General features: G+C 44.8%; 22 protein-coding genes and 1 tRNA gene. 6 read left to right on the top strand and 17 right to left on the bottom strand.

Features of this window, described 5'->3' with window-relative positions:
- The first annotated feature begins 34 nt into the window (after positions 1 to 34).
- Together BST85_RS01305 and BST85_RS01310 are read left to right on the top strand one after the other, a co-directional pair.
- Entirely contained in the window at positions 35 to 487 is a 453-nt protein-coding gene (locus BST85_RS01305; RefSeq protein ID WP_104811610.1) for a GatB/YqeY domain-containing protein, read from the top strand.
- Between the two features lie 7 nt (positions 488 to 494).
- Positions 495 to 567 (top strand) — tRNA-Arg (locus BST85_RS01310).
- Between the two features lie 422 nt (positions 568 to 989).
- Here BST85_RS01310 and BST85_RS01315 read toward each other — a convergent pair.
- From BST85_RS01315 to BST85_RS01340, 6 genes are all read right to left on the bottom strand, one after another.
- Positions 990 to 1,496, bottom strand: coding sequence for a hypothetical protein (locus tag BST85_RS01315; protein WP_104811611.1), 507 nt, complete (start codon positions 1,494 to 1,496; stop codon positions 990 to 992).
- 12 nt (positions 1,497 to 1,508) lie between these two features.
- Positions 1,509 to 2,069 carry a hypothetical protein gene (locus BST85_RS01320; protein ID WP_146090617.1) on the bottom strand — a complete coding sequence of 187 codons (561 nt, stop codon included), beginning with the start codon at positions 2,067 to 2,069 and terminating at the stop codon, positions 1,509 to 1,511.
- Positions 2,070 to 2,097: 28 nt separating this feature from the next.
- On the bottom strand, positions 2,098 to 2,388 hold the full coding sequence (locus BST85_RS01325) for a hypothetical protein (RefSeq protein ID WP_104811613.1): 291 nt from the start codon (positions 2,386 to 2,388) through the stop codon (positions 2,098 to 2,100).
- Positions 2,389 to 2,512: 124 nt separating this feature from the next.
- Positions 2,513 to 2,875, bottom strand: coding sequence for a DUF4377 domain-containing protein (locus tag BST85_RS01330; RefSeq protein ID WP_104811614.1), 363 nt, complete (start codon positions 2,873 to 2,875; stop codon positions 2,513 to 2,515).
- Positions 2,872 to 3,177 carry a cupin domain-containing protein gene (locus BST85_RS01335; RefSeq protein WP_245917608.1) on the bottom strand — a complete coding sequence of 102 codons (306 nt, stop codon included), beginning with the start codon at positions 3,175 to 3,177 and terminating at the stop codon, positions 2,872 to 2,874. The genes BST85_RS01330 and BST85_RS01335 overlap by 4 nt, the downstream gene beginning before the upstream one ends.
- Positions 3,178 to 3,303: 126 nt before the next feature.
- Positions 3,304 to 3,744 (bottom strand): M14 family metallopeptidase, encoded by a 441-nt coding sequence (locus BST85_RS01340; RefSeq protein ID WP_104811616.1) that lies wholly within the window; start codon positions 3,742 to 3,744, stop codon positions 3,304 to 3,306.
- Between the two features lie 213 nt (positions 3,745 to 3,957).
- On the opposite strand from BST85_RS01340, the gene BST85_RS01345 reads away from it, so the two are divergent.
- A complete protein-coding gene (locus BST85_RS01345) occupies positions 3,958 to 4,692 on the top strand; it encodes a DUF2490 domain-containing protein (protein WP_181039931.1) in 735 nt (244 codons plus the stop codon).
- On the opposite strand, the gene BST85_RS01350 is transcribed toward BST85_RS01345, so the two are convergent.
- The 4 genes from BST85_RS01350 to BST85_RS01365 are packed head-to-tail and all read right to left on the bottom strand — an operon-like array spanning position 4,673 to position 7,657.
- A complete protein-coding gene (locus BST85_RS01350; RefSeq protein ID WP_104811618.1) occupies positions 4,673 to 5,260 on the bottom strand; it encodes a GNAT family N-acetyltransferase in 588 nt (195 codons plus the stop codon). The genes BST85_RS01345 and BST85_RS01350 overlap by 20 nt on opposite strands.
- Positions 5,261 to 5,270: 10 nt before the next feature.
- Positions 5,271 to 6,380 (bottom strand): BamA/TamA family outer membrane protein, encoded by a 1,110-nt coding sequence (locus tag BST85_RS01355; RefSeq protein WP_104811619.1) that lies wholly within the window; start codon positions 6,378 to 6,380, stop codon positions 5,271 to 5,273.
- Positions 6,380 to 7,066: a hypothetical protein gene (locus BST85_RS01360; protein ID WP_104811620.1), complete on the bottom strand. Its 687-nt coding sequence runs from the start codon at positions 7,064 to 7,066 to the stop codon at positions 6,380 to 6,382. Before BST85_RS01360 ends, BST85_RS01355 begins: the two co-directional genes overlap by 1 nt.
- Positions 7,067 to 7,108: 42 nt before the next feature.
- A complete protein-coding gene (locus BST85_RS01365) occupies positions 7,109 to 7,657 on the bottom strand; it encodes a YSC84-related protein (RefSeq protein WP_104811621.1) in 549 nt (182 codons plus the stop codon).
- Positions 7,658 to 7,959: 302 nt separating this feature from the next.
- Here BST85_RS01365 and BST85_RS01370 point away from each other — a divergent pair, with 302 nt between their 5' ends.
- Positions 7,960 to 8,496: a hypothetical protein gene (locus BST85_RS01370; RefSeq protein WP_104811622.1), complete on the top strand. Its 537-nt coding sequence runs from the start codon at positions 7,960 to 7,962 to the stop codon at positions 8,494 to 8,496.
- Positions 8,497 to 8,572: 76 nt separating this feature from the next.
- Entirely contained in the window at positions 8,573 to 9,421 is an 849-nt protein-coding gene (locus tag BST85_RS01375) for a zinc-dependent peptidase (RefSeq protein WP_181039932.1), read from the top strand.
- Here BST85_RS01375 and BST85_RS01380 read toward each other — a convergent pair.
- The 6 genes from BST85_RS01380 to rpsO form a co-directional block, all read right to left on the bottom strand.
- On the bottom strand, positions 9,400 to 10,380 hold the full coding sequence (locus BST85_RS01380) for a YpdA family putative bacillithiol disulfide reductase (RefSeq protein ID WP_104811624.1): 981 nt from the start codon (positions 10,378 to 10,380) through the stop codon (positions 9,400 to 9,402). The genes BST85_RS01375 and BST85_RS01380 overlap by 22 nt on opposite strands.
- Before the next feature lie 17 nt (positions 10,381 to 10,397).
- A complete protein-coding gene (rpe, locus tag BST85_RS01385; RefSeq protein ID WP_104811625.1) occupies positions 10,398 to 11,072 on the bottom strand; it encodes a ribulose-phosphate 3-epimerase in 675 nt (224 codons plus the stop codon).
- A 135-nt stretch (positions 11,073 to 11,207) separates the two neighbouring features.
- A complete protein-coding gene (locus tag BST85_RS01390; RefSeq protein WP_104811626.1) occupies positions 11,208 to 12,071 on the bottom strand; it encodes a sigma-70 family RNA polymerase sigma factor in 864 nt (287 codons plus the stop codon).
- 152 nt (positions 12,072 to 12,223) lie between these two features.
- Positions 12,224 to 13,159: a hypothetical protein gene (locus BST85_RS01395; RefSeq protein WP_104811627.1), complete on the bottom strand. Its 936-nt coding sequence runs from the start codon at positions 13,157 to 13,159 to the stop codon at positions 12,224 to 12,226.
- A gap of 109 nt (positions 13,160 to 13,268) precedes the next feature.
- Positions 13,269 to 15,491, bottom strand: coding sequence for a polyribonucleotide nucleotidyltransferase (locus tag BST85_RS01400; RefSeq protein ID WP_104811628.1), 2,223 nt, complete (start codon positions 15,489 to 15,491; stop codon positions 13,269 to 13,271).
- Positions 15,492 to 15,682: 191 nt separating this feature from the next.
- The gene (gene rpsO / locus BST85_RS01405) at positions 15,683 to 15,952 is read right to left on the bottom strand and encodes a 30S ribosomal protein S15 (RefSeq protein ID WP_104813850.1); all 270 of its coding nucleotides are present in this window, start codon (positions 15,950 to 15,952) and stop codon (positions 15,683 to 15,685) included.
- Positions 15,953 to 16,132: 180 nt separating this feature from the next.
- Here rpsO and BST85_RS01410 point away from each other — a divergent pair, with 180 nt between their 5' ends.
- Positions 16,133 to 16,969 (top strand): hypothetical protein, encoded by an 837-nt coding sequence (locus BST85_RS01410; RefSeq protein WP_146090618.1) that lies wholly within the window; start codon positions 16,133 to 16,135, stop codon positions 16,967 to 16,969.
- Between the two features lie 52 nt (positions 16,970 to 17,021).
- On the opposite strand, the gene accD is transcribed toward BST85_RS01410, so the two are convergent.
- On the bottom strand, positions 17,022 to 17,888 hold the full coding sequence (gene accD / locus BST85_RS01415) for an acetyl-CoA carboxylase, carboxyltransferase subunit beta (protein ID WP_104811630.1): 867 nt from the start codon (positions 17,886 to 17,888) through the stop codon (positions 17,022 to 17,024).
- Positions 17,889 to 17,894 lie beyond the last annotated feature (6 nt).

Raw genomic sequence — 17,894 nt, forward strand, 5'->3', positions numbered from 1 at the left:
AGCTATCTTTGCGACCTGTTTTAAACAAGTTGAAATGAGTCTTCAAAAGCAGATAATGGACGCCATGAAAACGGCTATGAAAGAGAAAAATGCGGTGGCATTGGAATCTCTTCGTGCGGTTAAATCGGCCATACTGCTAGCCCAGACAGAAAGCGGTGCCAAAGCCGAATTGTCCGAGGATCAGGAAATGAAGATCTTGCAAAAACTGGTCAAGCAACGCAAGGATAGTGCTGCTATCTTTACAGAACAGGGCAGGGATGACCTGGCTCAACCAGAATTGGCCCAGGCTGCTGTGATCGAACAGTTCTTACCCGAGCAATTGGGAGAGGAGGAGATCGCAGCTGTCGTTGACCAGATCATTGCCCAGACCGGTGCCTCCAGTATGAAGGACATGGGAAAGGTAATGGGAATGGCCTCCGGAAAATTAGCCGGAAAAGCCGATGGCAAGACCATTTCGACCATAGTAAAGCAAAGACTCAGTTCTTAACCATATTGGCCGCGTAGTTCAACTGGATAGAATATCAGATTTCGGCTCTGAGGGTTGGGGTTCGAATCCTCCCGCGGTCACATCAAGCGCAAAAACCTGCAACGATAGTTGCGGGTTTTTTGTTTTTAAAGGCCACAGAAAACTTGTTTTCGAGTGGCCGCAAAAACAAAAAACTCAAGGCCTATGGCCTTGCAGGTTTTTGCATTTGCAGCGGTGAGCGTTTTGAGGATCACGAGTAATCCTTCTAACTTACTTTGCAGCAGCGAGCGCAGCAAGTAACCCGTTCTCGATACAATTTTGCTTCGCAAAACCACTCGAACTGACGTAAAGCTTGCTTTTAGGGGTGCAAGAAACAAAAAAGCACATGGTGTTCCACCATGCAGCTTTTGCACTTGCAGCAGTGAGCGTTTTGAGGATCACGGAGTAATCCTTCTAAAATTAAGAGAATGACGTTCGGTCCGGATCACCTAGAAATCCTTCCAGCTTACTTCACTCCATACACTCACTCAAACGCCATATAAGTAAGGGGAATCATAACCCATTTATCAGAAGGCTTAAATAATGCAGACCGCATTTTTTGTTCGGTTCCGTCTTCGTTTAAGTATTGGATAGCGTATAATTTGATGTCTTTCTTAAGTTGATTAGCCAATACCAGATACTCTCTGGGAAAGCCGTTAGTTACTCCTTGTTGAAGGTCATTTTTGGAGACTACCAATATTTTCAGCTCGGCATCTTCGGTCACAGGCTTTACTATATTGGGCGGGATCTTATCTGGTTCACCCCATTTCAGGTTGCAGTATGCCATCACGCGGGCAACAGCTATTTCCCCCTCAAAAATCTGCCTGATATCATTCGCAGATGGCTTCAAGGTGAGCAAAATTTCATGATTTTGATCGGCCTTTAATTGATCGACAAGCCCGACTAGCTCAGCCATTTCATCCTGCTTGTCTTCCTGGCAAGAAATAAATAAGCAAGTAATTAGTCCTAAGGTGAGTGTTATTCTGTTCATGATAATGTTTCTCTAATACTTATATATATCAAATGCCTGCTCATAGACCTCACCATCTTCATGCTGTCTGAGGATAACAATCTTTTTCTGTTCAGTATCGATCTTTTTGATACGATTACCTCCGGCATAGAAATCGAAACTTTCCTGGGTACTTAACATGAGGCCATTGTTGTAACTCCAAATACCATTGTGCATTTTGGTGACAAAGACTTGGCCCTCTTCACTTAAGTCTACCAAGTAAAGCAATTCTCGGATAACAGTATAAACACTTGCAAAATCATTCTGATCCTTAAACACCTGGGTAACTACCACAAATTGTTTTTCGTCTTCATCCTCAAAGATTTCAAAGAAGTGATCATAGATCTGCTTGAGTGGAGGTTGGAACATCAACTTACCGCTTGAATATACATCTCCATCTTTGATTTTTACAGTATGGTCAGGATAATACCGACCTTCCTTTTTGTAACTCTTTTCTACATTTTCATGAATATAGTAGAGGTTTTGACCTGTAAGGTGCTGACCGAAAATTGTTATTAGAAAGACGAGAAGAAAGTTCCTATTATTTCTAGTCATGCATACATATTTTGAGATACTGATGGTGTCATGATCCAATAAAAAGGGATATACTAAAGAAAAACCCGATAATTATTTCGATAATATTCAGAATCAGTTTGTTTTTCCGCAAAAGACATAGTAAAAAATCTACACCAACCAAGACCAGGCCAACAAAACCAAGTCCGACCATGTACACTACACCCCAACCCTCTCCTTTGGATAGTATGTCCCACCTGATTATGGTAAAGATAAAAAGCACAAGGTAGTAAATGACCATATAGATCTTTAGAAAACTAAGTTGAAGTGCCGGTTTTAGATTCATAATCTGTCTATTCATTGCTTGAATTCGGTGTAGTTATTCAAGAATTCAAAGTAGTGATCTTTGGATAAATTGACAGGTACAAATGGAATAATTAACTTGTCTCGGGAGGGGAACAGCGCCCCAAGGTAGAACCTTTACATCACCACATTTTCTGGGTCTTGACCACCTTCAATAGGGTATACTTAAGACTACTTCCATCGGCAGGCGGATTATAAACAGTGTCCACACGGACCCTGATAAGTTGTCGCACCCCTTGTTTAATTTCGAAACCGTCAATAGAAGAATAGAAGTATTCCCATTCGCCTGTGTTCGGATCCTTGGATCTATTGATCAAATAGCACTGTATTTTAGCCGCCCCGGCATCACATGTTTCACCTGTTCCTTCTACCCAGAATAGTTCTCCATCATTCAGAGAGGTACATCCTGTGAATGTGCTAAGAGTGATAAGTGTGATGGCCATAAAGATCCAATGACCAAAGATTTGCTGGACGATCTTTCTCACTGTTTTGGTTCGATAATTAAAAATTGGGCTGTGCTGTCGCCAACATTCAATGCCTCATGCCATTCTACGCCTTCACTGTAGTAGTGAAGCCCTGTTGGCACTTCCAATGTTCTTACACCAGTTGTGTCTGTCATCTGGAAGGTACTCCCGGCCAATGTGTAGGCAACATGTGGAGGGTGATAATGACGTTCATGGCCAACTCCAGGCGGAAAGGTACAACGCAGTACGCGTATCTCGTCGTTCTCTTCGATCACCTCGCACACCTTGTTTCCTTTCCAGCCCGCTGCAAGGGGGTCAGGCAAAGAACTTTCCTTTTTGCAGGATGCAAGCAGGAGGATGCAGAATAAAGGAATTACAAAGGCTCTCAAGAGATAAACTATGCGTTCACCTCCCTAAGTTACAGAATTGTAGGAGTGCAGAAAAGTGCTTTAGTTATTGGCAGGTGCAAAAAGCTCATGTACGGCCTCATTATCGATCTGAAGCCGACCGATCTCTTCACCATTCTCTTGGTGAGTTATCGCCATTCGGTCCTCTTCGAAACTGATATATAATTCAGCCTTGCCAACTTCGATCTCTGATGTTTGGCCGGTACCAATTTGCTCGAAGATCCATTCTCTCAATTGATCGTAATCATCTGTACCGTAAAAGGTAATGGACTCGTATTTGGCTTTGGAGGTTTCGCTTTCGTTCTTGTAGGTCCAGTAGAATTTTTCCTTACCGGAATGGTAGTTGATAAAGGCTGTTTTACCTTCTTTACAACTTAGGCTGCCAATTTCCTTTAATTCGACAATCTTAGTTTCATCCAACTTGATCTGGGCCATCAAAAAGGTGCTCGTCAAGAGAGCAACCATCATCATCAATACACGCATAAATTCTGTTAAAATGTTATCGAATCTAAATTAGCTGAGTGAAGATAATAAATTCCCGACAGAAGATGTCGGGTTGGATTTAGGTTTTCATATTTTAGTCTACTCAACTAGATGTATTCCAGAAGTCCTGCTACGACGGATAACTTAGTCGTTAGTATGGTCGACCACATTATGCTTCCCCGATCGAAGTCTTTTCCGTTACGAAGATTACCTATGGTCTTATTTTGCTTGCTTGGACTGGCGGAAATAGAGGATTCACAGGCCCAGACGGATAATCAGATATGGTCCAATTTTGCTATAAAGGCCCCTTTGGACGAGAAGTTTTCCATTGGAGGGGATGCGGGTATCAGGGGATTGATCTCTGGTAGGGAATGGAGTCAGATATTGATCCGGCCTACAGCAACTTACCGGGCCCATAAATTGCTCAAAGTATCGGCGGGCCTTGCCTTATTCTCTACCTTCAATGTGAACACCTACAATGTCAATGAATTTAGATTGAACCAGGATTTCAATCTTACCTGGCCGGATCTGGGTTGGTCCAAGCTGTTTTTCAGGCTGCGTTTTGAAGAACGTTGGTTCTACTATCAGGACCGAGTCAATAACTTTAGTCTCAGGGGCAGGATACTGGGTGGAATCCAGTCAAGGGATCTCACTTTCCTGGGAGAGAAGCGGCCCATTTACCTCAAGATGATGTTGGAAGGTTTCATTCCTTTTGAACGGGATATCGAAGAGGTCTTTGTCAATAACTTTCGTTGGTACTTCGCATTAGGACACAGGCTGTCCAAGGATTGGCGCTACGAGGTCCATTACATCCGGCAGATATCCAAACTTTTTGACAGTTCAGGGTCTACTACTCCACAGAATATCTTTCGGCTAAGAGTCTTTTATTCCTTAGATCCCAAAGAAGAACAGATCGACGACGATGTGATCAACCCGGATGGAGATTAAATCTGGATAAACACAATTCTTTGGCAAGATAATCGGTCCTGTATAACTGATACACCTTGCAGCTTTCTAGATTAGGATGATCTTTCAGCTTAGGGTGTGAAAAATCGGTCAGGTAGTCCAAACCTATCTTCCTCATAACGGCAATCGATGCCTTGTTGATCTTGGGGGCAATGGAAAAAATCCGATCCAATCCGATTTCCTGAAAACCATACTGAAGAACACGATTGGCACCCTCGCTGGCCAGTCCTTGGCCCCAAAATTCTTTCTTTAATCGCCAACCAATATCCACTCCAGGTGTAAATGGTGCTGGGTAGTCCTGGTCTGCTATACCGATGAATCCTACAAATTGACCCGAGCTTAACTTTTCCACAGGGAAGTAGCAATATTCATTGGTTTCATAAAGATCAATCATCCGGAGTAACAGACTCTTATTTTGTTCCCTGTTAGGAATTGAGGGAAAGTAACGCATTACCTCATGGTCCGAATTGAGCTCATCAATGAAATGCAGATCCTCCGGTTTCCACGCTCGGAAACCCAGTCGCTCACTGGTAAACAAATAACGCTCCAAATAGTTTAGATTAAAAGGCTTGATTTACCCCAAAGTAGAAGCCGCTGTTACCGGATTCGCCATATCCCAGGTCTAGGCGTACCAAGGTGTTCTGTTCTTTCAATATTTTGAAACGGATTCCACCACCAGCACTAAATTTCGGATCCTGGAAAAAGTCCTGGTTCAGACTGGAAACTTCTCCCACCAGGCCAAAAGCAGCAAGGCTCCATCTTGGTAAGAATCGCCAGCGGTATTCGGCCGTGAGTACATACATTTGATCATCGATGAACCGCCCTTTAAAATATCCACGTGCAATGTCTCCACCCCCAAATTGTGATTTCGCCTGAAAGGGAACGTCTCCAAAATTGTTCTCCACATACAACCGGGCAGCCAATAAACTGTTCTCGTTTAAGGGCCGATAGGCACGCATGTCAGTAATAAATCGATTAAATCCATGAGTTGAACCCAGGTTTTCACTGGAAAATTGTGCGTTAAAGCTTACGTAATATCCCCCATGCGGATCTTCAATCTGGTCACGGGTATCCAGGTTAAATATGGCTCCAAGGCCCACAATTACAGCCCGATCACTACCTAACACCTCACCGGAATCCAAAATACCACCTTCGGCAACCTCGGTTACCTCGTGATTTTCAAAATTGAAGCGGAATCCGAAATTCAATGAAGGAGGGAGTCGCTTTAGGAAGTCCACATTGAACTTATGGCTGGTCATGTCGTAGTTCTCCTCGTTACTATCTGGCGTGTCATTCCCAATTCCCCAGAATTTATTGGGATAGATCCTAAATTCGTAGGTGCCATCCAGGTAATAGTTTCCGGCTCCAAAATAGACCTGTGGGCTGGCTTCTATCACTATCTGAGAATTGGCGGTATAAATTCCGGTAAACAGAATGTTAGACTGTCTTGCCAGAAAGGTGTTTTGTTCCCTGGTGATAAACAACTGACCCCCTCCACCAAATCCAAATCCGGTCTCCGGTGTACTGAAAATGACAGGTATGCCAATCAACTTGAAGCTCTTTCCTTTTCCCAAGGTGTCGGAGCGAACAATGCCTTGATCGTCCCCGGTTTGTGCCATAGAGCCAGAGATGAAAACCAGGAATAATATAATAGACAGCCTTGCTTTCATCAGAAAAAGAATTCGTCTAGTATGACATTAAAACCAAAGGAGAAGAAAGTGGAATTGTTGAAGATGGAATCACTCCGATCTGCTCCCAGTGCTTCTGAGGTTAGATCAATATCTAACCAAGCCAGGCTCGTTCCAACGCCTACGTCCAGAACTACCCTGTCCGATATTACATATGCATATCCCAAGCGAGTTCGAAGCGCAAATCCTGGACCCTCCACAGTTTGCTGTACCAGTCTCCTTTCCAGATCGACGCTGCTGGTCTCTCGTATTCGAATATATCCAGGAAGCACGCTGAGATAGAGCGAGCCATACGATTCCTTCAGGAAATAATAGCCTATGGAAGGACCGAGCAAGAATGTTTCTGACTCTCTTTCAACAAGGCCACTACCTTCTGATCTCCCCGCCAAAATGTTCGCTCCAACAAACCAGCGGTCCTTGAAGAAAGTACCTGTGAAGACTTCCAGGGAATAAGCATTAGAGGAGACCAATTCATCAGAACCACTGATCTCCAAAGCGCTAGAACTAAATGAACCGCTCAGACCACTTAACCATCTCCCTTTCCTGAAGGGAGTGGTAACGCTATCCTGGGTTACTTCTTGAGCCGAGGCCAAAAGAATCGGGAGCAACAAAAATCCGATCACAAGGATGGATTTCAGCTGGTCCCGATTGATTACTGTAAAAGTCATTAGTGTAAAACTAAGTAACTTTTCTTTAAGAGGATAAGAGTTTTAGAAGGGATTAAACTTTAATTTTTGCCCGCCTACAGAAGCCTCATACATCAACCCGCCTTTGGCCATGGTGAATACCATTACTCCGTCCGTATAGCTGGCATCCGCCGATGCACCTGCTGTTGCGGCAACAGCCGAAACCTGGGCCGCAACCTCAAATTTATTCTCTTTAAAACGATCCATGGCGGCCTTGTCTTTAAAAAATATCACTTCTCTAAAAGCTTGACCACCGGCCTGAAATCCAATACTTACTTGTGTCAACTTGGCCATGCCTATTTCGGCACCACCCTGATAAACGACACCATTTCCAGCTGCTCCTCCAATACCTAATCCTCCCTTACCAACATTAGGGAAAATCACGTAGCCATGAGCGGAGGAGAAATGTTTCTCCATCTGATAGTCCGCTTCAAGAAATTCTTTTTTGGCCTCTTGAGCGTCCACCTTCAGTTCCGTCACCTTCTTTTGGGACTGGGCTTGCGCACTCGGGGCAACTAAAAATGCCAGGATCAGTAATCCACTTAATAAAGAAATGAATTTTCCACGATTCATAATGCTTTGATTTAAAGGTTAATGTTAGTTGAATAGTAGCAAGTAAGGTACAAAAGTTTTCAGAGTTTAAAGCTTACTTTTCGTGAGAAAATCCTTGGGTCGAATGACCGTTGTCATAGTTTAAAACAGTCGGATAACTGGTATATCAGGGACCAGGTACATTGTGTTTTTCTATCAGGGAAGAAGTTAATATGCTCATATGTTGTTCAAAAATAATAGGAGGTCCAAGGGGTAAAAATGATATCGATCAGACTCGAGCTTTAATTTTCATTATTAACTTAGTATTCGGAAAATTTAGAACCATGAGCAGACCAATATTGGGAATAGGATCCCGCATCAACCATCCTCAATACGGAAAAGGAGTAGTGACCAATGTGACTTCCAAAATGTATTGGGTAACATTTATCGACAAAGGATTAGAGACTATCGATGTAGAAGATGAATTCGAATTGATCGAACTTTCAGAAGACGAGGTCGACTCCGTGAGTCTGTATGAGGTGGAAAAAAGTCTGAGGAATATACTCAAAAAGTGGAGTGATATCAGTGAGGTGGTGCCTATTGCGGATAGGTACAAGGGTGGAAAGTTGATCTTGGAGCCCAAGGATACCAATCTTTCAAGCAAGGAGATCCCAATCAATACTTTCTTTCATAAGATCGTTATGCTGCGAGACCGTTTGAGGGTGATGGAACAAAAGATCAACAGCAACAAGGCTTTGGAAGAACAAGATAAGATCGACTTGCAACAGTATATCACCCGTTGTTATGGGAGTCTTACAACCTTCAACGTACTGTTTAAGAATAGCTCTCAGAATTTTAAGGGAGAGGGCGGGAAGTCCTGAGACAACTGCTTTGTTAAGAGCTAATTAGAGTAAATAGGGGATTTATCGCTATCTTCAACATCCCAAATCCCTCTTTGTGCTCCTTTTTCAGACAGACGAGAATTTCACATGGCTGGCGCCTTACGCCTATGTCATTGTTCTGCTAGGTTTTGGATTTGTCCTGTTTCGTCTCTTCGAGTCCTGGTATGCGGCTTATTATCAGAGGCCCCTTTACCGGCATTGGCGGGTGTTTAGAACCTTGAATCCCGATCAGTTGGCCATCATCAAAAAAGAAGTTCTATTCTTTGGTCAACTAAGCAAGCAAGAACAACGTCAGTTTGAACATCGCGTGGCTACTTTCCTGCAGGAAAAGGAGTTTGTAGGACGTGATGGTCTAGATGTGACTCCGCGAATGAAGGTGCTGATATCTTCACTGGCGATACTTCTGAGTTTTGGGCGTAAGAACTATCTCTATAACCTGATCTCCTTTATTTTGATCTATCCTGGAGAGTTTTACAGCAATATTAATGAGACCTATCATCTGGGTGAGTTCAATCCTCGGGAAAAGGCCTTGGTACTTTCCTGGACAGATTTCGAGAAGGGCATTTCAGATACTTCAGACAATCGGAATTTAGGGATACATGAATTTATGCATGCCATGCAATTGGAGGCCCGGAGCAGCAAGGATCTGGATGCGTCCCGATTTGCCAGACAATTTCAGAACATTCTGAAGTACCTAACCCAGACAGATGTCAGGGATCGGCTTAACAGCATGGCCTATTTCAGGGATTATGCCTTTACCAATCAGTATGAATTCATGGCCGTTCTGGCGGAATACTTTATTGAATCTCCAAAGGAATTTGAACGGGAATTCCCTGAACTCTATGACTATACCAGGAAGCTATTGAACTTCCACTATGCCCATTATCGGGATGATCGCAGTTGATCGACGATCAATTTGGCATGGATTCGCGAGTTCTCAATAAACCACTTATGGGTTTCCATTCCACCACAGATCACCCCAGCCAAATAGATACCTTTCACGTTGGATTCCATGGTCTCAGTATCGTGTTCCGGGATCTGTTTTTCGTCCTCGGATAAACGAATACCCATGGCCTGCAAAAAGTCAAAATTAGGCCGATAACCAGTCAGGGCTAGAACATAATCGTTTTCCAGAGCTATTTCACCCTGCGGTGTTCTCACTAGAATTTGGTCCTGCTGGATCTCCGTGATCTCAGAATTGTAATAGGCTTTTATACTGCCCTCGGCGATCCGGTTGATGATATCTGGCCGAACCCAGTATTTTACCCGATCTCCAATATCGGGTCCTCTTACGATCATGCTAACTCGTCCTCCTTTTCTCCAGATCTCCAGGGCGGCATCTACAGCCGAATTGCTGGCACCAACTACAGCGACATCCTGCAAGGTATAGGAGTGAGCCTCTTTGTAATAATGACTCACTTTTTGTAGATCCTCTCCTGGCACTTCAAGGAGCTTAGGGATGTCATAAAAACCTGTACAGACGATGGCATAGCTCGTTCTATAATCTGCTTTGTTGGTCTTTATCCGAAAACCTTCATCCTCTTTGGAAACGGTTTGAACCTCCTCGTAAAGCCGGATATTGAGTTTGTTCGAAGTTGCTACCCGTCTGTAGTATTCTAATGCTTCGTCACGGTCGGGTTTTGCTTGATTGGAAATGAAAGGGATCTGGTCTATCTCCAATTTTTCCGAGGTGGAGAAGAAGGTCATGTTCAGTGGGTAGTTGAACAAGGAATTGGTCAGGGCTCCTTTTTCGATGACCACATAAGACAAACCGGCCTTTTTGCACTCCAATGCACAGGCAATACCTATAGGTCCTGCCCCCACGATGAGTACATCAAAGGTTGGGTTGGTATCAGGGTTCATCTTCAAGTTTTCTGTAATTAGTGGGTTCCCGAGGTGGCGTTGGTCAAGGCCTTCAAATTGGCAACCGTAGCTACAGGATCCTGGGCCCGGAATACAAAGCTACCGGCTACCAGCACATCGGCTCCCGCATCCACCAGGGCCTTTGCATTTTGATCGGTTACACCTCCGTCGATCTCGATTCGGGTAGAGGCTCCCTTGGCCTCGATCATTTGACGCAGTTCCCTAACCTTACTGTAAGTGTTTTCAATGAATTTTTGCCCACCAAAGCCGGGATTCACACTCATCAGACAGACCAGATCGATATCCTGGATCACGTCCTGTAGCAAATGCACAGGGGTATGGGGATTCATGGCTACACCAGCCTGCATGCCTTCGGCTTTTATAGCCTGAAGTGTTCGGTGTAAATGGGTACAGGCTTCGTAATGTACAGTCAACACATTTGCTCCCAGTTTGGCAAAGGTTTCTATGTATCGATCCGGGTCCACGATCATCAGGTGAACATCCATGGGTTTGGTCGCGTGCTTCACAATATCACGAAGAACCGGCATCCCGAACGAGATATTAGGAACAAAAACACCGTCCATAATGTCGATATGGAACCAATCTGCCTCACTGCGATTGATCATTTCTACATCGCGCTGAAGATTGGCAAAGTCCGCTGCAAGAACAGAGGGGGCTATAAGGGTTTGCATAGGGAAATGGATTAGTGTTGCAAAAATACGACCTTCCCTTGGATAAAGAAAAAACCTCCGGTAATCAGCCGGAGGTCATTCATCAATCAAAAAACGAACAGTTATCTTTTAACTGTTGTAGCCGTAATATAGGAATTATCCTAGATATGTCTTCAAAATTTTACTTCTTGAGGTATGTTTTAGCCTTCTGATGGCTTTTTCCTTGATCTGACGAACACGTTCCCGGGTCAGATCGAAGGTCTCCCCAATTTCTTCCAAGGTCATGGGGTGTTGATTACCTAAACCGAAATAAAGGCGGATCACATCGGCCTCCCTGGGAGTAAGTGTTTCTAACGCACGCTCGATCTCAGTACCTAGGGACTCGTGCAACAAGGTGCGATCCGGGTTTGGCGACTCTCCACTGTTCAGTACATCATATAGATTAGAATCCTCACCCTCTACCAAAGGTGCATCCATGGATACGTGACGTCCGGAATTCTTCATGGATTCCTTCACATCATTGATCGTCATATCTAATTCCTTGGCAATCTCTTCTGCAGATGGCGGACGTTCGTGTGCCTGCTCCAGGAAAGCATAGGTCTTGTTGATCTTATTGATGCTACCTATCTTATTGAGCGGAAGACGAACAATTCTGGATTGTTCTGCTAACGCCTGAAGGATAGACTGTCGGATCCACCAAACCGCATACGAAATGAACTTAAACCCACGGGTCTCGTCAAATCGTTGTGCAGCTTTGATCAATCCAAGATTTCCTTCATTGATCAGATCGGGCAAGGTCAAGCCTTGGTTCTGGTATTGTTTGGCCACAGAAACCACGAAACGAAGGTTAGCCTTGGTCAACTTCTCCAACGCGCGCTGATCTCCGGCTTTTATACGCTGAGCCAATTCCACCTCTTCTTCGGCGGTAATCAGATCAACTTTTCCTATTTCTTGAAGGTATTTGTCTAGCGAAGCAGTTTCCCGGTTGGTAACCTGCTTGGTGATTTTAAGTTGTCTCATTTACAGTAATGCGCTAAGTAAGTTAATGTTCTGCCTGTGATTTATTATACGCAGTTAATAACCCAAATGTTACAAAATGGTCAAAAAAATATTATCCGGACCGAGTTTGACTTCATCATTAGCCAATCGATCCGGATAATAAAATGTCTTGATTATTGCTTGGTCAACCTGTAAGTGGTGTCTTCTGGAGGTGCACAATCTGATTGAACATCATTCTCAAAAGTCAACAGGAATACTGAATCGTCAGTTAGATCGTAGCTCGCCGGATTGTCAGATGGGCCAAAATAATCAGCTCCGGACCCGCAGGCACAGTTACTCTCCTGGATAGGTACAACGACAGTTCCACAGACCAAGGTAAAGCGGAAGTCGTTTGGAGTGGTACAATAGTCCGGGTAGTTAGAGGTCAGGAAGTAACGCTCTGTACTGAAGTCTCCAACAAACACCTCGGTTACTGAACCGTCATCGAAGGTAGGACCATCAACATATGGAGTGATCTCCTCTAACAAATACATACCGGTTAAGTAGGTATCCGGGATTGGACAAATAACTGTAGCAGTATATTGGAAAGGAGAGTTAAAGAATCCTCCCGTAATGATACCTCCGGCGTTATCAACGCTAAAAGTACGTCCATCCGTCAAATTCAATGCCAATCGCACGGTGAAGGCATCACCACCAAAAAGATCTCCTTGCTGAAGCCCTAGAGCACCTAGAATTTCATCCAAGGAAGCATCGATCACACCTCTTGGCAATCCGAAGGGTCCTTCAGTAAAGGCATCTCGACCAACGGTTTTCAGCGCAACTTCAGATTTGGAAGCATCACCATTCTCTGGCGAGTTATCTGTAAAGGCCACGAATACGTCAACGTTATCCAGCAAGGCACCATCCTGACTATCTTGTTCCTCGACCTCGACTGCAAATCCGGCTCCTTCAGTCCCTAGTGGAACTTCACCCGAGATAATGGAGAGCGTACGAAGGACAGCCCCACTGTCTACTCCGTCCAGTACGGCATCAATAGTATTGTCTTTCTCTGTACATGCCTGAAAGCCAACGGTTAAGGCAACAAGTAATAGAACGTAAAGTTTTTTCATAGGGACTGTTTATTGGTTCGGTTATATTAAATCAGTGTTAAAAATAAACTAAATTTCCAAACAAAAAAAAAGCCGCGGATTTCCGCGGCTCTTTTATATGCAAGGAAGACTACTCTTCTCTTCTTCTTTCTCTAGGTCGGTTATCGCGATTATCGCGACGTCTGTTATCCCTTCCTCGGTTGTTGCCACCGTCTCTTCGGGGAGGACGTTCTTTGTACCCTTCTGGCTTCGGAAGAAGCGCCTTACGGGAAACCTTGTCCTTCTTGGTACGACTATCAACACCCAGATATTTGATATCTAAGACATCACCCATATTCACGATATCGGTAACATTTTCAGTTCGTTTCCAATCCAATTCTGAAACGTGAAGCAGAACTTCGTTCCCCGGAGCTTCCAGGTATTCCACGACCGCACCAAATTCAAGGATCTTGATCACTTTGACCTCGTAAACACTGCCTAATTCTGGCTTGAAGGTCAGGGCCTCAACGGCTTTGATCACATCTTCTATACCTTGTTGGTTGGTTCCGAGGATCTCCACGATTCCTTTACCATCCTCCTCGTTTATTACGATGGTGGTCTCGGTTCGTTTCTGCAGTTCCTGGATGTTCTTACCACCAGGGCCGATAAGTGCTCCAATATAATCTTCAGGAATTGTCGTAGTAACGATCTTCGGTGCATGAGGCTTAACAGACTCATTAGGCTGAGCAATGGTGTCGGTTAATTTCTCCATAATATGAAGACGTCCATCTCTCGCTTGCTTCAGGGCCTTGACCAGGATCTCATAACTAAGACCTTTGATCTTGATATCCATCTGGCAGGCTGTGATACCGTTTGCAGTTCCGGTCACTTTAAAGTCCATGTCTCCAAGGTGATCCTCATCTCCAAGAATATCACTTAAGACTGCGTAGTTCTCTCCGTCACTGATCAGTCCCATAGCTATTCCGCTAACAGGAGCTTTCAGTTGGATACCAGCGTCCATCAGGGCCATGGTACCACTACAAACGGTCGCCATGGAAGAGGAACCGTTAGACTCAAGTACTTCACTAACTACACGAACAGTATAAGGACAATCGTCTGGGATCATACCTTTAAGGGCTCGCTGGGCCAGGTTTCCGTGTCCAATCTCACGTCGGGAAGTACCGCGCAATGGGCGGGCTTCACCAGTTGAGAAAGGAGGGAAGTTGTAGTGCAGGTAGAAGGTCTCTTCGCCTTGAATTGTTGGCAGGTCAATGATGTTGGCCTCTCTGGAAGTTCCCAAGGTAACCGTTGCCAATGCCTGAGTTTCTCCCCGGGTAAAGATGGAAGAACCATGAGTAGACGGCAGATAATCCACCTCGCACCAGATCGGTCTCACATCTGTCGTCTGACGTCCGTCCAATCGGATACCTTCTTTCAAGACTACATCCCTTACGGCATCTTTGTGAGCTGCAGAGAAATATTTCTTGATCATGGCTCCGCGTTCTTCAAGGGTTTCCTCGTCAAACATAGCCAGGACCTCATCCTTTACAGCAGAAAAGGCCTCACCTCGCTCTTGCTTTCCAAGACCTTGTTTGGCGATGGCATAACACTTATCGTATACGGCATCGTGAATCTTTTTCTGAAGATCTTCATCTTCTTCACTTCCTTCGTAGTCTCTGGTTTCTTTTTTACCAACAGCGGCTACCAAGCGTTCCTGAGCAGCAACCTGCACTTTGATCGCTTCGTGAGCGAAGCGGATAGCATCTGCCATTTCTTCCTCAGATACCTCGTCCATTTCACCTTCAACCATGGCAACACTGTCTGCAGAGGCACCGACCATCAGGTCAATATCTGCATTGGCTACTTGTTCAAAGCTTGGATTGATGACGAACTCACCATCAATACGGGCCACTCGGACCTCTGAGATAGGACACTCAAAAGGAATGTCACTCAATTGGATCACTGTAGAAGCGGCAAGTCCGGCCAAGGCATCCGGCATGACATTTTCGTCATGGGACATCAATTGGATCATTACCTGGATCTCGTAGCGGTAATCTTTAGGAAATAAAGGTCTGAGCACACGGTCAACAAGACGCATGGTCAGAATTTCGTCTGTACTTGGTCGTGCTTCCCGTTTAAAGAAACCTCCAGGGTATCGCCCAGCTGAGGCGAATTTTTCACGATAATCTACTGTTAATGGCAGGAAGTCGAAAGGACTTTTGTCTCGGGACGAAACCACCGTCGCTAACAGCATGGTGTTACCCATCTGGATAACTGCAGATCCGTCAGCTTGCTTGGCCAATTTTCCGGTTTCGATAGAGATCTCCCTACCGTCACCCAGGTCTATGACCTCTTTGTACGTTTTTGGAATCATTTGTTTTTCATTTGTCCCTTCTAAGCCGGGACGTTTGTCTGATCATTATCCGGTTTTCAGATAACGGTTGTGTTGTGTGTGATCGACCAATGAAAAACTAAAAAGTAGCTTTTTTGATTGTTCCTTTAAGGAAACAAATTACAAAAAGTGAAGATCAAATAAAAAAGGGGCTAAATGCCCCTTTTTTCATATTATTTACGCAGTCCAAGCTCTTTAACGATCGCACGGTAGCGCATGATGTCCTTTTTCATAAGGTAATCAAGCAACGCACGACGCTTACCTACCAGCTTAACCAAAGAACGCTCAGTGTTGAAGTCCTTGTGGTTTTGCTTCAGGTGCTTGGTCAGGTGTTCGATACGGTGAGTGAATAGTGCGATTTGACCCTCGGCCGAACCAGTATCCGATTCTCCCTTACCGTGTTTTTTAAAGATCTCCTTTTTTACTTCTGGTGATAAATACATGCCAATATTATTTAAATGATTTTTATGTATCCGATAACCCTCGTGGTAATCGAGCGGCAAAGATACGTAAAATTCATTATTGAGCCGCTCGAGGATCAAAAAATTAAATATCCGCATACGTATTAAACCATTGATTGTTAAGGGTGTCTTAAAGACATGAACCTATAAAACAATTCAATTATGAGATCACATGTAATGAAATTAGCTATGGTGTCCCTGGTCTTTGCGACCCTCTTGGCTTCCTGCTCGGAGGATGATGGAGCAACCGACCCGGTTCAGGATGAGCAATCGGCCCAGCTGACCGCGGAAGATTCTCAACTATCCGCTGAAGCAGATGAAGCGTCCGATATGGCTCTGGATATGATCGACATCGCCTATGCTGAACGGGAGGAGTGGGCAGCACAGCAGGAGAGTTTCTTCTCAGACTGTGTGACTGTGATCGTAAGTTCAGAGAATGATGTAACCTTTGTCACCCTGGATTTTGGACTTGGTTGCGAACTCAGGAACGGTGCAATTATCTCCGGGAAGATCAATTTTTCCTATGGGCCACTTGTGGCTGAAACACGAAGCATCACCTATCAATTTGAAGATTTCGTCTACAACGACAAGACAGTCGCAGGGGGAGGTTCTATCTTCCGCGAGCGCGGCAATTTAAACGGTAACCCCCAATCTACCGCCAATAAGGATCTGGAAGTAACATTATCTGACGGGATAATTGCCCAAGTCCGGGGTACCCGTGTCCTGGAATGGATAGAAGGAGTTGGTAGCGGAGTATGGAGAGACAATGTCTACCTGATCACCGGAAACAGAAATGTAGAGGTGTCTACAGGTTTCACTCACCAAGCTGAAGTCATTGTCCCCTTGCGCAAGGAGGCAAGCTGTCCGTTTATTGTCAGTGGTGAGGTCTCCTTGCTTCGCAACCAGAAGGAGGGAACCTTGAATTTTGGCGACGGAACTTGTGATCGCCGCGCCACATTAAGTGTTAACGGAGAAGATTTTGTTATTATCCTGAGGTAAGCAAGCAGGATAAGTTTTCTCGATGGTTGAGGCCGCCCGTAAGGGCGGTTTTTTATGCTGTCATCTCCCGGATAGGCCGGTTAAGGATCAGATCCAGGTACAGGTTGATCTGTCGCTTCAGGTCTTTCCGGTGGCTGATAAAATCCAGGAATCCATGATCCAGGACAAATTCGGCTGTTTGGAATCCTTCAGGCAATTCTTTCCCGGTAGTGTCACGAACAACTCGAGGGCCTGCAAAACCGATCAGTGCTCCGGGTTCGGAAACATTGATATCTCCCAGCATGGCGAAAGAAGCTGTAGTTCCTCCGGTAGTTGGATCGGTGCACAACGAAATGTATGGAATACCAGCCTTGGCGAGTTGGGCAAGTTTTGCACTGGTCTTGGCCAACTGCATCAGTGAGAGTGCGGCTTCCATCATTCGGGCGCCACCACTTTTAGAGATGATCATAAAAGGGGTGTTATTCTTAAGCGCATAATCGGCTGCACGAGCAATCTTTTCTCCAACCACACTACCCATAGAGCCACCGATGAACTTGAAATCCATACAGGCGACAACCAGGTCTTCTCCCATAGACTTTCCCACTGCGGTTCTTACCGCATCTTTAAGTCCTGTCTTCTCAATGGCGGTTTTTAGCCTGTCCGAGTATTTCTTGCTGTCCTCAAATTTCAACGGATCCTTGGAGACCATATTCTTGTCCAATTCCTTGAAGGTATTGTCGTCAAACAGGATCTCAAAGTATTCTTTACTCCCTATTCGGACGTGATATCCGTCCTCTGGGCTCACATAGAAATTCTTCTCCAACTCGTCGGCATCGACGATCTTACCGGTTGGGGATTTATACCACAGTCCTTTGGGTACATCCTTCTTTTGTTCGGTGGGAGTTTGAATTCCCTTTTTTGTTCGTTTAAACCAAGCCATGAGGAT

Origin of the sequence: Aureitalea marina, from assembly GCF_002943755.1 — a bacterium.
Taxonomy (GTDB): Bacteria; Bacteroidota; Bacteroidia; order Flavobacteriales; family Flavobacteriaceae; genus Aureitalea; species Aureitalea marina.